Below are 17337 nucleotides of genomic sequence, written 5' to 3' on the forward strand. Positions count from 1 at the left end.
TATTCGCATTTTAAAACTATTTTTATAGGTGGATATTTTTTAAAATAAGCAGAATAAAACGTGCTAGCATAATTCACAGGAACATTAATGTCAGTATTAACATTAAATCACCTCCCTTTAGGAAATGAGGTGGTTATCTCTCGTCTATTACCTGAATCCTTACCTTTTCGTAGAAAGTTACTGGCAATGGGATTAACTCCAGGCTGTAAAATTTCGATTGTTCGTGTGGCTCCTTTGGGAGACCCACTTCAGATTAAAATACGTGGATTTTTTCTTTGTTTAAGGCATCGTGAAGCAGCAACCATTGAAGTAACGGAGATAAATGAGTGAAAATAGCACTGGTTGGAAATCCAAATTGTGGCAAAACAACACTGTTCAATTTACTGACAGGATCAAAACAGCGAGTCGGTAATTGGCCTGGCGTGACAGTTGAACAAAAATTAGGTTTATTTTCTTACCACCATCACCAATACGAGGTCGTAGATTTACCGGGGACTTATTCTATTGAGTCTGATGCGGTTTCAATGTCGCAAGATGAATGGATAACGCGTGAATTTGTTCTGACAGAAAAAAATAATGTCATTATTAATGTTATTGATGCCAGCAATTTACAGCGAAGCTTATATCTAACATTTCAATTGATTGATCTACAAGTACCGATGATTGTTGTACTCAATATGATTGATACGGTTAAGAATATGGGCGAAAAAATCGATCACCAACGATTATCCATTTTACTGGGTTGTCCTGTAGTACCTATTTCATCAACCAAAAAATTAGGTATTAATTTATTTTATCAAGCAATTGAAAATAGGGCTCTCAACAAGCAAAAAGCTCAACCTTCTATAGACACGTTAGGACAATCTCAGCAAAAACTGTTGACTCGTTATATTAGTGAGTTACCAGAAGAAAGTCGTGTTCATCAACTTAATCGCTGGCAATTAATTGAAGCTTTATTAGGACACAACACAGATCAGTTTAATTCACTTGAATTAGAAAAACTTGAAATTTGTCGACAACTCCTTTCGGCAGGGTGTGATAATGAAATTGATGTTGCGCTAGCAAGTGCCATATATGAAACGATTGATCAAGTGTGTAAAAAGGTTATTGCTAAACCTCGAGAATTAAGTCCCGATATTTCAGAAAAGTTTGATAAAATTACGCTTGGACGCTTTACAGGGATACCATTTTTTTTAATTGTGATGTATGCCATGTTTATGGTCGCTATCAATTTTGGTTCGGTATTTATCGATTTTTTTGAAAAATTTTTTGGAGCAATTTTTGTCAATGGAACAGCAAATTTATTACAATTCATTCATGCGCCCGATTGGGTTCGTGTCATATTGTCTGATGGCATAGGCAATGGGATTCAAACTGTTTCAACGTTTATTCCTGTCATTGCCGCGATGTTTTTTGCTTTATCTTTTTTAGAGGATTCCGGTTACTTGGCGCGTGCCGCAATGGTGGTTGATCGGGTTTTACGTTTTATCGGTTTACCGGGTAAAGCTTTCGTGCCTATGTTAATGGGCTTTGGCTGTGGTGTACCAGCAATTATGGGCACGCGTACATTGGAAAGTTCTCGAGATCGTATAATGGCTATCTGCATGATCCCTTTTATGTCTTGTGGGGCAAGATTACCGGTTTATGCATTATTTGCGGTTATATTTTTCCCGCTTCATGCTTCTTTCGTTGTATTTATGTTATATCTGCTTGGTATTGGTGTCGCAGTCCTGACGGGGATGATTTTAAAAAACACGTTATTAAAAGGTGAGTTGACCCCTTTTATTATGGAGATGCCAGTTTATCGAATTCCAACCCTTCGTAGCATTTTACGCTTAACTTGGCAACGCTTGAAAAGTTTTATATTCAAAGCCGGAAAAGCGATTGTAATTATGGTGACGATTTTAAGCTTACTCAACTCTTGGGGAACAGATAATACCTTTGGACATGAAAATACTAATCAATCGGTATTATCAGTCATAAGCCAAAAAATTACACCTGTTTTTCAACCCATGGGGATCGATAACAAAAATTGGCCAGCAACAGTGGGCATTTTTACGGGAATTTTTGCAAAAGAGTCCATCATTGCGACGTTAAATTCACTTTATTCTATGGATAGTCAACCAGAAGATGATGAACAATCGGATTGGTTTGAAGACATTAAATCGGCTTTTGCCACTATTCCAGATAATTTATTTGCTTTGTCTGAAACGATTACTGACCCTCTTGGATTGTCATCATTAAATGATGATATCGATACTTTACAAACTGATTTAGCGATCAATTCCACTGCTATTTCTAAAATTAAGACATCATTTACGTCTTCGTCAGCCGTAATAGCTTATTTAATATTCATCTTACTTTATACACCATGTACAGCAGTATTAGGGACTATTTATCGTGAAGCAGGGTGGCGTTGGATGATTTTTGTTGCAGTATGGACATTCACAATTGCTTGGTTGGTGGCGACAATCTATTATCAATTTACACAACTTGCCTATTCAAATACTGCAAGTTATTGGTTGTTCGCTTGTGGACTATTGATAACATTGATGATGTTTATTCTGCGCAAAGTGGGGAATGATTCATTCAAGAAAAATAATATATTCAATCATAAAAAATAAAGAAAATCATCTTGTTGTGATTGATTTGCTTTTATCATTTGATTCTCTGGAGAACAAAGTAGGTAAAACCTATAAGACTAATATAGAAAATGTTAATGACCTCGATTCGTGATTATGTACAATTAAAAGGGCGCGTGGAATTGCAAGATATAGCACGTCATTTTAGATTGCCTGAAAGTGCCCTTATGCCGATACTAAACTTTTGGGTAAAGAAAAAAGTGATGCAACTCATCGTTGTAGAACAACCCGATTTTTGTCAGTCGAAAAAATGTGATAACTGTGCTGGTTGTAATTTTGCGAATAAAACGATTTATGCATGGATTTAGTCAATATTTAATATCATGCATTTTTGTTTTAGGGCTGGTCAATATAGCGTTAACGATTAGCTGAAAAATACTAGATTGATTTTTTATCGAGATATTTTTCATATTGATAAAGTGAATTTCGTGATTTAGGTCACATTAAAAAATCAATTTATAATGTAAAAATAACAAACTGATAGTAGAGATAAACAAGCTATAATTGCTATCACAACTGTGTGAAAATTTTGCTTTTTTGTTATCTATTTCAGGTTATTGTTAAATGTATAAAAACGTTAAAATAACGAGTCACTAAGTCGTTTTATCACTAGATAAATGCTATTATAATCTTTTAGAAAATTGAAGCTGTAGAGGATATAGAAGTATATGAGTCAATTAGATGAATTTAAAAAATTAACCGTCGTTGTTGCCGATACAGGTGATATCGATTCAATTAAACAGTTTTCACCAGAAGATGCAACCACGAATCCTTCTCTTGTATTAAAAGCCGCTCAACTTCCTCAATATCGTTATCTGATTGATTCTGCAGTTGAAACTGCAAAAAAATTAGGTGGTAGCAAAGAACAACAATTAGTTAATGCTTGTGACCAAGTTGCTGTCAATATTGGTGCGGAAATTTTGAAAATTGTACCCGGACGAATTTCGACAGAAGTGGATGCTCGTTTATCTTTTGATAAACAAGCTTGTATCGAAAAAGCCCGCCGAATTATAGAACTCTATCAACAAAAAGGTATCGATAAATCACGAATTTTGATTAAAATTGCTTCAACATGGGAAGGGATTAAAGCTGCCGAAGTTCTTGAAAAAGAGGGCATTAATTGTAATTTAACGTTACTATTTTCATTTGCACAGGCACGTGCTTGTGCTGAAGTCAATGTGTTTCTCATTTCGCCTTTTGTTGGTCGTATTTATGACTGGTATCAAGCTAAAAAACCAATTGAACCTTATATTGCCGATCAAGATCCAGGTGTGGTATCAGTACGTAATATTTATAATTACTATAAACAACATGGTTATAAAACGATAGTTATGGGGGCAAGCTTCCGTAAAGTTGAACAAATTTTAGCATTAGCCGGTTGTGACCGATTAACGATTGCGCCAAATTTATTGGCTGAAATGCAACATTCAACAGCGCCTGTTGAACAAAAACTGTATCCAAATCAAACTGTCGTTGAACGACCTGCACCGATTACCGAGTCTGAATTTAGATGGCAACATAATAGCGATGCCATGGCTGTCGAAAAATTGGCAGAAGGAATTCGTGCCTTTGCGGTGGATCAAGGTAAATTAGAAGAGATGATTGCAACACTTCTATAATAATAAAGGGGGAATCACCATTCCCCTTTCACTTTTTTTTATAATGTTAATAATATAAATCTGTTTCAAAAATACAGAAAAAATGAATTTGAATAACTTAAAATATATTTTGGAGATTAAAACATGAATGCAACGACGCTATCTCACCGCGAGCTTGCGAATGCGATAAGGGCATTAAGCATGGATGGTGTACAAAAAGCAAAATCAGGTCATCCGGGTGCGCCTATGGGTATGGCTGATATGGCGGAAGTACTTTGGCGTGGATTTTTAAAACATAACCCGAACAATCCAACTTGGGCAGATCGAGACCGTTTTGTATTATCAAATGGTCATGCTTCGATGCTAATTTATAGTTTACTACATCTTACCGGTTATAAAGTTAGCATTGATGACTTGAAAAATTTCCGTCAGTTGCATTCAATCACAGCAGGGCATCCAGAATATGGTCATGTTCCGGGCGTTGAAACCACAACCGGACCTTTAGGACAGGGTATTGCTAATGCAGTTGGTATGGCAATTGCAGAAAGAACTTTATCTGCACAATTTAATAAACCAGGTCATACTATAGTCGACCATTTTACCTATGTATTCATGGGTGATGGTTGTATGATGGAAGGGATTTCACACGAAGCTTGCTCATTGGCTGGAACACTGAAATTAGGAAAACTCATTGCATTTTATGATGAAAATGGTATTTCAATCGATGGCGAAATAGAAGGTTGGTTTACTGATGATACAGCGAAACGCTTTGAAGCTTATGGATGGCATGTTATTCGCGGTATTGATGGTCATGATGCAAATGCCATTGCTCAAGCGATTGAACAAGCACAAGCTGTGACCGATAAACCTTCTTTACTGATGTGTAAAACAGTTATAGGTTTTGGATCACCAAATAAAGCGGGCAGTCATGACAGTCACGGTGCACCACTGGGAGATGCTGAAATTGAAGCAACCCGTCAAGCACTTGGGTGGAATTACCCGCCGTTTGATATTCCTAAAGCTTATTATGAAGCGTGGGATGCGAAAACCAAAGGCAAACAAATCGAAGATGAGTGGAACACTCGCTTTGAAGCTTATGCCAAAGCATATCCAGAACTTGCAAGCGAATTTAAACGACGAATGCACGGCGATTTACCTGAAAATTGGCAACAAGTGGCTACCGATTTTGTCAATAAATTGCAAGCAAACCCTGCAACGATAGCGACGCGTAAAGCATCACAAAACGCAATTGAAGCCTTTGCACCAGTATTATCTGAGTTTCTAGGTGGCTCGGCTGACTTAGCACCAAGTAACTTAACAATGTGGTCAGGTTCAAAAGAAATTTTAGCCAATCCGGATGGTAACTATATTCACTATGGTGTACGTGAGTTTGGGATGTCTGCTATTATGAATGGTATTGCACTTCATGGCGGCTTTATTCCTTATGGGGCAACATTCTTAATGTTTATGGAATATGCACGAAATGCGGTACGCATGGCTGCCTTAATGAAGATTCGTTCACTGTTTGTCTATACCCATGACTCAATTGGCTTAGGTGAAGACGGACCAACCCATCAACCTGTTGAACAAATGGCAAGCTTACGGGTAACACCAAATGTCAGTACTTGGCGCCCATGTGACCAAGTTGAATCAGCCATAGCATGGCAATATGCCATTGAACGTAAAGATGGGCCAACCGCACTGATCTTCTCAAGGCAGAATCTTAAACAACAACCACGAACAGCTGAGCAATTAGCCAACGTTTATCGTGGCGGTTACATTTTAAATGATTGTGCAGGAACGCCAGAGTTGATCTTAATTGCGACGGGTTCAGAAGTCGAATTAGCGGTAGAAGCCTATCATCAATTAACAAAAGCGGGGAAAAATGTACGGGTTGTTTCAATGCCATCAACCGATGCATTTGATAAACAAGACTGCGCTTATAAAGAGTCAGTATTACCTTCTTCAGTCACTGCGCGTATTGCGATTGAAGCCGGAATTAGTGATTACTGGTATAAATATGTGGGGCTAAATGGCAAAATTGTTGGTATGACAAGTTTTGGCGAATCAGCACCTGCAGAACAGTTATTTGAAAAATTTGGTTTTACAGTTGAAAATGTGATTGCAAAAGCCAATGATTTATTGAAATAATTGTAATTCCTGTTTAAAGCGCCATTACCATTTAGATAATGGCGTTTTTTTTTGGATCTATCTTAAGATATTATGATTTTATTTGATAAAAAAAGGATTCGGATCTTTTTTTAATTTCTCATAAGGATATAACTCATTTTTCCAATCTTTAATTTTAATCTTTGTTTGGTGTGGTATATCTGTCAACTTGTTTTGCATATATTCATGTGAAACATCTAAGGTGATACCCATCCATTTACTTAACAAGTAAACAAGCTGATAACCTGAGATTTTTTTCTCAATTTTTTGTTGTGTTGTACTTTTCGAATCAAAGAAAATAAAAGGTACTTCGTAGCTATTTTGGTATTCCCAGTTATGTCTTAAATCTTGATATTGATCCAAGTGGGTAAGACCATGATCGGCAAAATAGACAAGCGAATAATCTTCATTATGTTTTTTTAGTATATCAATTGTTGATTTAATCAGGTCGTCCGTTTCTTTTATACTGCTGACATAGCAAGAGATATTTTCGTTATATAGATTGAATTGAATATCAAATTGTAATCGACGACAAAAATTGGAATGAGATCCCATAAGGTGCATGACGATCAGTCTTGGCTTAGCCTGTTTATCTGATAATATTTTATCTAATTCTGGTAATAGTAGAGTATCATGTTTTCCGTGTGATGACTTACCATTATATTCCCCTTTTTTGGTGTAGAAGTTATAGTTTGCATAAGCGGCAATGCGAGGTACGGTAATCTCAATTTTTCCGAGTTTGCCTTGATTAGAAAGCCAATAAGTTTCAAATCCTGCATCGTTAGCAATACTAACAATATTATTATTTAACTGAGCATTCACTATTTTATCGTCCGAATAAATAGCTTGGCTAATCAAATGAGGGACAGATGCTTGCGTATTCGAAGCGGGTGCGATTAAACCATCCCATATCACATTTGCATGTTGAGTGGCAAAAGGCGTATTGTCATAACTAAATCCATAGGCATTCATATAATCTTTACGGACACTTTCACCAATAATAATAAGGTAATTTTTGTGGTCTGGATTAACCGATAAAATAGGAATCGTATTTTGTTGTTCAATTTGTTTAAGTTGTGCTTCTTTTTCGGAACAATAAATTTTTCCACTGGTAAAAAGCGCTTTATAAAATTCAAAAAAAGGATATTTCACATTATCCATTATCTCTTCATACAGTGAATGAGAAGGGGTCGGGATAAACTTAATATACGCTTTAATCGGTTTATAGCACAATAAAATCAATGTAAAAATAATCAGGTAATAGTTGTGAACAGTAGGAAATGGCAGTTTGATAAATATTAGAACAAAAGCGATTAGAAGTAAGAAGGTAATCAAAAATAGATAAGTCGATATTTGCGAACAGAATTCATTTACTTCGTCCATGTCTGTTTCAAACAAAGCACTTATTACTGCTACATTAGGAGGGCCGTAATAATAAGCAATGGGAAAGTAAAGAGCAGCTATAACAAATGATAGACCAAAAAAAAATCGAAAAATGGTGAATCTGCCTAGGAAAATTAATGAAAAATAAGTAAGCAATATACGATCTATTCTTTTCGGATATCCTAATAAATACACGACTAAGACTGCAAGGCTAAGACAAATACAATGAGAAAACAAAATTTTTTTAGAGAGCTTCACAACATTATTACACTATATTAAATTTATCTACAAGGCACGTGATTATATAGTGAATTATTATTTAATCAATTTATATCGTCATTTTGTGTTTGATTCAATTTGAATTGAACTAAATGATTTTTCTATCATTTATGTACCTAATAAAAGGCGTTTAACAGCCTTAAACGAAGGAATAAAATAGCTGTTTGAGTTAAAAAATGGTTAACTGTATTGAATAGTTGTTATGGAGTAGAGGCTATTAATGATTTAACACTTATCGGTTAATTTGATAAGTGTTAAATATTAAGATGAGAAGTGGCTTACTAGCCAATAAATCGTTATTTTGATGATCGATTTAATATTATTGCTTCAGGCTGTTTTTGGATATAGATCATTCTGGCTATTAATAAAATAGCGGCGACTGCCAGACCTAAAATAATGCCAATCCAAAAACCGGCAGCCCCAATTGGCGCTATAATCAGATCGGTTAAACCTAAGATATAACCTACAGGTAATCCTACTACCCAATAAGAAAGCAATGTAATAAAGAAGATGCTTTGCGTATCCTTATAACCACGAAGCACATTGCTGGCTACAACTTGCAAATAATCAGAAGCCTGATAGATTGCTAATAAAATAATTAGGTGCATACATATCGTAATGACAGCAACTTCTTTAGTAAATAATGCAATGATTGGTGTTCGAAAGACAACCAAAATTAATGCGACAATAATTGCTATAGCCAACGAAATAGCTAAACTTATATACGCGGTATGTTTGGCAAGAGATAGCTTTTTTTGACCTAACAAATAACCAACACGAATGCTAGTAGCAACACCGAGTGAAAGCGGAATGGCAAATGTTAAACTGCTAATCGTAAATATGATTTGATGTGCCGCAACTGTAATTTTACCTAATGGGGCAATCAGTAATGCTATGACGGCAAATAAACTCATTTCGAAAAAATAAGCCAATGCCAGAGGCGTGCCTAACAGGATAACTTTTTTAATAATAGACCAATCAATAAGTTTTGTGAAAGGTGTTATACGAATATCACGTTGGCTAGTGGTGGTTAACGTATAAAGGCGAATTAAAAAAAACATTAGCCAAAATATAATCGCTGCGGTAATGCCACATCCAACTCCACCGAAAGCAGGCAAACCTAATTTTCCATAAATTAATACATAATTAATGGGAATGTTGGCAAGTAATGCAATAAAGATGATCACCATGGCTGGTTTGGTATTGGATAACCCTTCACACTGATTTCGGTAAACTAAAAATAATAAGAACGCGGGAACACCCCACATAATGGCACGTAAAAAAGAAACGGCAACTTCAACCATTTCAGGATCGATAGGATGTTCAACTGAACTTCTTAAACTAATCAGTTTATCTGAATGGTATAAAATGAACATCATTATCACTGATAAGAACAAGGCAATAACGACTCCTTGTCGAGTGTGATCAGCAACTTGATGACGTTTAGCAGCCCCATTTAAATTGGAAATAATCGGTGTTAAGACACTAAGTAAACCCTGTCCAAATAATATGGTTGGTAACCAAATTGAGACTGCAATGGCAACCCCTGATAATGCTGTGTTACTGTAGTTACCAGCCATAATGGTATCGACGAAGGTAATCGCTGTTTGCGATATTTGTGCTATCAGTACGGGTACCGAAAGGGCAATAAGTTTTTTGATTTCGTTTCGATAATGTTGTTTCATTGGATATGTTTACTGTTTAACAGTTCCCCATAAATCATATTCATCGGAATGTTCGACTTCAACTTGAACAATATCACCAACGTGAACATTTTTTTCTTCATTTAAATAGACAACGCCATCAATTTCTGGTGCATCAGCCATACTGCGTCCAATAGCGCCTTCTTCATCGACTTCATCAATAATAACCGATAAGGTTTTGCCAATTTTATTTTGTAATTTTTGGGTAGAAATTGTCTGCTGTAATTGCATAAAACGATGAAAACGTTCTTGTTTAATTTCTTCCGGAATTTGATTCGCGAGCTGATTGGCTGCTGCACCTTCAATCGGACTATAAGGAAAACATCCCACACGATCAAGCTTAGCTTTGTTTAAAAAATCGAGTAATAATTCGAAATCTTGGTCTGTTTCCCCTGGATAACCAACTATAAACGTTGAACGTAAAGTAATATCTGGACAGATTTCTCGCCATTTATGAATTCGTTCAAGTGTTCTATCAATGGTGCCTGGGCGTTTCATTGATTTTAAAACCGAAGGACTGGCATGTTGAAGTGGTACATCCAGATACGGTAAAATTTTCCCATCCGCCATTAACGGGATCAAATTATCAACACTTGGATAAGGATACATATAATGGAGCCTTACCCAAATGCCTAACGTTGCTAATTGTTCGCATAACGTTTGAATATCAGTTTTTAATGGCATACCATTCCAAAAGTTGGTACGATTTTTAATATCGATACCATATGCTGAAGTATCTTGAGCAATAACGAGTAACTCTTTAACGCCACTATCAGCTAATCGCTTTGCTTCATCAAGTACATTACCAATTGGTCGGCTAACCATTTCGCCACGTAGCGATGGAATAATGCAAAATGTACAGTTGTGATTACAACCTTCTGATATTTTTAAATACGCATAATGCTTAGGCGTTAATTTCACACCTTGCTGTGGTACTAAACTGGTAAAGGGATTATATGCGGGTTTAGGGGCATATTTATTGACATGAGTAAGTACTGCCTCGTAGCTATGGGGGCCCGATATTTCAAGTACTTTAGGATGTACATTACGTATTTGATCTTCTTTTGCACCTAAACAGCCTGTCACAATGACCTTGCCATTTTCATTTAAAGCTTCGCCAATGGCTTCTAACGATTCTTGTACGGCGCTATCAATAAAGCCACAAGTATTGACGATAACTAAATCTGCATTTTCGTAGCTTGGTACTACTTGATAACCTTGTGTTCGTAATTCAGTTAAAATTCGCTCTGAGTCAACCAAATTTTTGGGACAACCAAGGCTCACAAATCCAATAGTAGGGGATGACATATTCATAATATTTATAATAATGCTTAATATTTAAAGAGGAATTAAATTGATAATAAAATAAATTTTATCGATTAATTAGTTGTTGTTAATTTAAAATGTCGGCATTTTAACACATTTAAGCATTGTAAATATACTGATTTTCAAATTCTTAATTAACAGAAAATGGGTTTTAAGTGGTAACGTCAGGCAAGTGTATAAAGTGGGATTTTGACCTGTTAAATTTACCATATTTGATTGAAATCATGCGAGCACAACTTAATAGTTGAATATTACCCTCTCAAATTTTGTGACCTAAGAATACTTGTGGGTAGGTCGATTTAATGTGATAAATCTGTTGAATGCTAACTCATACAGCCTTTTAATTGGGCTGTATGAATTAATTTAAACAAAATGTTAATCGTTTAAAGCATTGAGCACTTCAGACACTTGACGGTCTAAACTTTCTGCTCCACCACCAGATAAGTACCAAAGATCAGGTGTCAAATAGACAACGGTGGTTTTATTTTTATTGAGAACTTTTGTATCAAAATAGTTGGCTTTCATGGCTTGTTGACCAATAGCATGACTTCGGTCAATGACAAAAATAATATCTGGCTTAACGGTTTTAATATATTTATCGTCAACAAAAGTAGGTGCTGGGCGTTCTCCATTTGTAGCTAGCTGGTTAGCTAAAAGTGGTACCGCTCTTTTGACTTTTAATACATCATGGATAAGCGCAGCACTTGAGCTATTATTAATAAGAATCATTTTTCCATTGTTGTGAATAGCGACAATGGCCTTTTTAGGGCTTGCTGAGGTCATTCTTTGAGCTTGGTTGATTTTGTTATTGAGCGAAGCAATGAGTTGAGTTGCTGTGTTTTCGGTTCCGGTAAGGCTCGCTAACAAATTGATATGATTTTTTGTTGATTCAAAATAATGTTTGCTATCAACACTTAAATTAAGCACTGGGGCAATTTTTGACAACTCATCTTTTTTATTTGCTTGACGTCCATCAATAATAATAAGATCAGGATTAGTTTGTTTAATTGCATCTATATTGGGTTCTTTCATATTACCCGTATCAACCACATCATCCCTTTTAAATTGATTCAAATAGGATGGAATGACCGATTGTGGGGTTGCCGTCACTATTGAGCCTTTACCTAAAGCATCTAATGTATCTAATGCTCCATAATTCATGACAACAATTTTTTTCGGAGATTTAGGTACGATGATCGTTTCACTATTGTTTGTGACAGTCATTGTCGACGGTGATTGACAACCGGTTAACCCCAAAACTATTAATGCAATGCTACTTAGCAGCAATTTTTTCTTTCTGTTCATAGACACCCTTTATATTAAATGTAAATAATAATTATTATCATTTAAAGTAAGTTGCTTGTCTAGCGAAAAATAATTTAATAAAAGATATTGATAATTATTATCATCTAATGTAGTGTTCATACTCATGGGTAATTATAAAATATCATTATAAATAATGGGGTTATAATAAATGAACGTTAAGCTAAAATTTAAACTGACAAATTATGTCATTAATTCAGGTTTTTTATTATTATCAAGTACAGCACTAGCCGCTGTGAATAGTTCAGATACTGATACAATGGTTGTTACCGCTTCGGGTTTTGCACAGCAAATCAAAGAAGCCCCTGCAACCATTTCTGTTATTACCTCAGAAGAAATTAGTCAAAAATCGTATCGTGATGTCACTGATGCGTTAAAAGATATTCCTGGTGTCACCATTACCGGTAGCGGTGATTCAACAGATATAAGCATTCGAGGTATGGATGCCAAATATACGATGATTTTAGTTGATGGTAAAAAGGTCAGCACCCGAGAAACGCGACCAAATAGTGACGGTTCCGGATTTGAACAAGGTTGGTTACCACCATTAACGGCGATAGAACGCATTGAGGTAGTCCGTGGTCCTATGTCATCACTGTATGGTTCTGATGCAATGGGTGGGGTAATTAATGTTATTACCAAAAAAGTGTCAGATAAATGGCATGCAGGATTACGTTTAGAATCTGTAATTCCTTATCGTTCTGAAGAAAAAAACACTTATACAGGAAGTTTTTCAGTCATGGGACCGATTGTTGATGATAGAGTTGGCATCCAACTATATGGTCAATATTCAAAACGAAATGAAGATAAATTTTTGAATGGTCATGCCCAACAAAAACTTCAAAGTCTAAATGGTAAGCTGTCTTTAAATGCAACAGATACGCAACGATTTGATTTAGATATGGGGCGTTCAATTCAAAAAAGTAAGGCAACAGCGGGTAATACCCGAGCTAAGAATAGAGGCGATTTTCCTCGTGATAATCGCCGTAATACGTATAGTTTAACTCATACTGGGCTGTTTGGTGATATTTCGACAACTTCATTTATTGCTTATGAAGGTAATAATAACCCGGAAAGAAAGATGAAAATTCGAAATACCGATCTTGATACCCGTGTAACAATTCCGCTTAATATTAATATGTTAACAGTAGGGGGAAAATATAATTACCAAGAGTTACACGATAAAGGTAATCAATTGAAGAAGACATTAACTAAAATAGATCGTTGGAATTATGCTCTATTTGCTGAAAATGAAATAAGTTTATTAGAAAATTGGAATTTAACTGTTGGATTACGTTATAACAAAGATGAAAACTATGGAAGCAACTGGAATCCAAGAGTTTATAGCGTATGGAATATTGATGATAATTTCACTCTCAAAGGCGGCTATTCAACGGGTTATGCAACACCACAATTACGGCAAGTCGTTGCTGATTGGGGACAAGTTACAGGGGGTTCCGGCACGGGTAATAAAGGAATGGTACTGGGAAATCCTAATTTAAAACCTGAAAAATCAGACAATATCGAAATTGGACTGGGCTATACTAATGATTATGGAATAGATGCTTCAGCCACGGCGTTTTATACAAAATATAAAGATAAGATTCAAACTTATTACATTTGTCAGGGACCAGCTGGAAAAGGTAAATGTAAAGTGAATGGTTACCAAGAAAAATTTGATTTTGTTCAAGGCAGAGAAAATGTCGATAAAGCCGATCTTAAAGGCGTTGAATTAACGTTTAAAACGCCATTGTTTAATGAGTTCTTGTTGACGTCAAATTATTCATGGACAAAGACAGAACAAAAAACCGGTATCAATAAAGGACGTGCATTAAACCGTACACCTAAACAAAAATTTAATATGCAATTGGATTGGTACATCAGTCATAATTGGGACTTATGGGCTAAGATGGCATACTACGGACAAGAAAACGCCAATAAGCGAATGGGTAAACAAAGTAGGTATGTCACGTATCCTGGATATACGTTCTGGGATATGGGAGCAGCGTATCAAATCAACAAGAAAGCAAAAATTTACACGGGTATTTATAATTTGTTTGATAAAGATGTTGACAATGAAGACTTTGGTAAAACCTTAGATGGACGTCGCTATTTTGTTGGAACAGAAATTAGTTTCTAGATAACATTTTTCTCATCAATTATTCATCAAATGTATTTAATTGATGAGAATGATTATTTTTAGTCAATGGTATGATTAATAACATTTTTATCAAATCTTCTTTTTAATCATATTTTTAATCTTAGGTAAATTCTCATTGAAATATTTGAATTCATTTTGTGCAAATTACACATTGCTTACTTATTCATAACAATCCGTTTACACATGTTTTAATAAATTGTAACTTACTTAACCTATAATTTTGATAGGAAAAATTTATTGAAGAAAATGAATTGTATAAAACCTAGATAAAACGCTTAAAAATAAATTAATATTATTCATTATGTTATTTTAAAGTGTGAACTAATGTGATTAACCTGTTTTTATGTTTGCATTATAACGAATATGTCATAAATATCGTGATTTTATGTTGTTTTGATAGTGATTCTAAATTGATCGTATATTGATAGATCGATAAATCCGATCAATAATATTTTTGAAGATTATCTCTTCTTTTAAATTAAGTGGATAAATTTTTCAATTATTAAATCAATTTTATTATCTCCTCATATTGAAAATAATGTAAGGAATATAGCAGTATCTTATTATTTTTGATAGTGATTTTAAATTGATTGGGTGTTGATGGATCGATAAATCCGATCAATAATATTTAAAAGGATCACCTCTTCATTTAAATTAATTGGATGAATGTGAAGTTATTAAATCAATCTTAAGATTTGTGATTGATTTGTTATTTTGTTAATGAAGAAAACTATATGAAGCACATTATCAACCCTAATTCACGAAATTTTAGTGAATACAAACCTAACCATTTAGTCATCTCTAAATTGAATATAGGTTCGCATTTAAATTGCTTATTATCTATGCTAAAAAAAAATAGGACTGCAACTAAACTGAGTTATTTAAGTGCAGTTTTGGCTTTCATTTCAGTTAATCCTGCTAATGCAGCACTATCAACAACGACCGTCAATTCGATAAAAGGGGATAAACCTGTCTTTTTTGCAACAGAATCGATCGTTAATAAATTAGGTTTTAATTACAACGGTACTGATTACAATGAAATATCCGGTAACATCACTAGTAATACCACCAAATATTTTGATCATACGACTAACTTAAATGATTTTGTCATAAAAAGTTATTTTGTTCCTAGAACAACTATTGATGATAATAAGGGTGATTATTTTGATATTAATAATGATGCTTTTGATCCTAAGCAACCCATCAGCAACACATTAAATTATGTTTGGAAGGATAGTAATAATGTTAAAATCGATCCTGCAGATTTTAATAATATTGCTTGTAGCCATAACAAATATAAAATGCCGTTAAAATTAGAAATCACCGCGACTGATATTAAAGTTCATACTCAATTTGGCGATCCTAATGAAAGTGATCCTGTCAATTTTATTGAAACTCAATCAATGGGTGCTCAGCCTATAACAAAAACTTATCAAATAGCTATCGCTAATACCTGTTTTGCAAAACCTTATAGTCTTATCTCAGATCCACTTACTCAATGGCGTTCAGTCAAAAATGACAAATCTGAGAATGATGAAAAGTGGAATCTCACCGGAATTGGTATAAATAACATTCCTAAAAATAAACCTAATTTTGCAGTAGGTGGCGGAGTAACTGAAGATTATGTCTTCAATCAAGGATTTAAAGTGGCGCCTACCTTATCTAAAAAACATTTTCCAACAACTGGTTTTGCCGGTGCGCAATTTCAGTTAGTCATGGGTGGTGTACAAAACGATTATACCTTCACGACAAATAATAGTTCTGTTACTGTTGATAAAGATGGTTTAATTACGCTTAACCAGCCTACTAAAACGGTCACTATAACGGCAACCTTAAAATCTGATGATAAAATCCATTATGATTATACATTCAGTCTTGATTTATGGCTTGAACCAAAATTACAATCTTTCCAAAATCAAAACGATGCAAGGGCTCAATGTACAGGTTCTTCAAAATTGTTGAGCCGAAAAGAATTAAATAATTCATCCGAATTCTCGACTAAAAATTTAGATGGTGCGAAAGGTCGTATTTATAATGTGTTTACACGCGGAATTGGATATGGTGTCTTCAGTGAGTGGGGGAGATCGCTTAATCAACAGTATAATAGTTTGATTGTTACTTATCCAAAATCTAATTGGAAATTTGGTTGGTATTATACTAATGAATCTCACAACACCACTAATGACAATAATGAAGCCATTTCAGAAGCGATTCTGGTTTCAAGTCACGATGGAATGATTTCGTTTCCTAGTGCTTGGGGTATAGATGAAGCAAAAAGAGCCGTTTGCGGAACTTACTTATAATGATTATAAGGAGTATTTAACCCATTCAACAAGGATTGTTATTTAGCTAGTATTAGGGATGAATTTACACTGACTAATACTTCAAAAGTAGCGTTACCTATTAAAATGATTTTATCAAGTCTGATATGAAAATATGATAGGTAACCTCTATATCACTTTACCTTTTTCTTCCAATAAAATTCCTATATTAAATCACAGTTATGATCAAAATGATTTTTTGTTATCTTGCTGGATTTCATCATTAACTGTATTGTTTTAACCTTTTTATAAAAATTTGAATAGTCATAATAAGGTTAAAAAAGCCCCAATATAGGGGCAAAAATGTGGACTACCACTGTCTTTCCAGTTGTCAGGTACTCAATATTGTAACTTTAAAATACGCTATCAAGTACCGTATCAAAACTGCAGTATGTTCGTACGCCTCTGCTAGCTACTTGAATCTTCTTACCC

Annotated in this window: 11 protein-coding genes; 7 read left to right on the forward strand and 4 right to left on the reverse strand. The window is 34.8% G+C overall.

The window, feature by feature from the left end:
- Window positions 1–87 precede the first annotated feature (87 nt).
- The 5 genes from ACGH46_RS08190 (at window position 88) to tkt (ending at window position 6391) form a co-directional block, all read left to right on the forward strand.
- On the forward strand, window positions 88–330 hold the full coding sequence (locus tag ACGH46_RS08190; protein ID WP_411605210.1) for a FeoA family protein: 243 nt from the start codon (window positions 88–90) through the stop codon (window positions 328–330).
- Window positions 327–2624, forward strand: coding sequence for a Fe(2+) transporter permease subunit FeoB (gene feoB / locus ACGH46_RS08195; RefSeq protein WP_411605212.1), 2298 nt, complete (start codon window positions 327–329; stop codon window positions 2622–2624). The genes ACGH46_RS08190 and feoB overlap by 4 nt, the downstream gene beginning before the upstream one ends.
- Before the next feature lie 95 nt (window positions 2625–2719).
- Window positions 2720–2950, forward strand: a complete 231-nt coding sequence (locus ACGH46_RS08200) for a FeoC-like transcriptional regulator (RefSeq protein WP_267349643.1) — start codon at window positions 2720–2722, stop codon at window positions 2948–2950.
- A 360-nt stretch (window positions 2951–3310) separates the two neighbouring features.
- Window positions 3311–4261, forward strand: coding sequence for a transaldolase (gene tal, locus ACGH46_RS08205; RefSeq protein ID WP_267349642.1), 951 nt, complete (start codon window positions 3311–3313; stop codon window positions 4259–4261).
- A gap of 123 nt (window positions 4262–4384) precedes the next feature.
- The gene (gene tkt, locus ACGH46_RS08210; RefSeq protein ID WP_411605214.1) at window positions 4385–6391 is read left to right on the forward strand and encodes a transketolase; all 2007 of its coding nucleotides are present in this window, start codon (window positions 4385–4387) and stop codon (window positions 6389–6391) included.
- 78 nt (window positions 6392–6469) lie between these two features.
- On the opposite strand, the gene ACGH46_RS08215 is transcribed toward tkt, so the two are convergent.
- The 4 genes from ACGH46_RS08215 to ACGH46_RS08230 form a co-directional block, all read right to left on the reverse strand.
- Window positions 6470–7792 (reverse strand): phosphoethanolamine transferase, encoded by a 1323-nt coding sequence (locus ACGH46_RS08215; protein ID WP_411605215.1) that lies wholly within the window; start codon window positions 7790–7792, stop codon window positions 6470–6472.
- 575 nt (window positions 7793–8367) lie between these two features.
- The gene (locus ACGH46_RS08220; RefSeq protein ID WP_267360631.1) at window positions 8368–9756 is read right to left on the reverse strand and encodes an MATE family efflux transporter; all 1389 of its coding nucleotides are present in this window, start codon (window positions 9754–9756) and stop codon (window positions 8368–8370) included.
- Between the two features lie 9 nt (window positions 9757–9765).
- Window positions 9766–11082, reverse strand: coding sequence for a 30S ribosomal protein S12 methylthiotransferase RimO (rimO, locus tag ACGH46_RS08225; protein WP_267349635.1), 1317 nt, complete (start codon window positions 11080–11082; stop codon window positions 9766–9768).
- Between the two features lie 393 nt (window positions 11083–11475).
- On the reverse strand, window positions 11476–12405 hold the full coding sequence (locus ACGH46_RS08230) for a siderophore ABC transporter substrate-binding protein (protein WP_267360634.1): 930 nt from the start codon (window positions 12403–12405) through the stop codon (window positions 11476–11478).
- Between the two features lie 169 nt (window positions 12406–12574).
- On the opposite strand from ACGH46_RS08230, the gene ACGH46_RS08235 reads away from it, so the two are divergent.
- Both ACGH46_RS08235 and ACGH46_RS08240 read left to right on the forward strand, forming a co-directional pair.
- Complete coding sequence (locus tag ACGH46_RS08235) at window positions 12575–14563, forward strand: TonB-dependent receptor domain-containing protein (protein WP_267349633.1); 1989 nt, start codon at window positions 12575–12577, stop codon at window positions 14561–14563.
- 755 nt (window positions 14564–15318) lie between these two features.
- Window positions 15319–16887 carry a hypothetical protein gene (locus ACGH46_RS08240; RefSeq protein ID WP_411605218.1) on the forward strand — a complete coding sequence of 523 codons (1569 nt, stop codon included), beginning with the start codon at window positions 15319–15321 and terminating at the stop codon, window positions 16885–16887.
- Window positions 16888–17337 lie beyond the last annotated feature (450 nt).

The sequence above is a fragment of the Gilliamella sp. CG22 genome (genome assembly GCF_046635725.1).
Classification (GTDB): Bacteria; Pseudomonadota; Gammaproteobacteria; order Enterobacterales; family Orbaceae; genus Gilliamella; species Gilliamella apicola_I.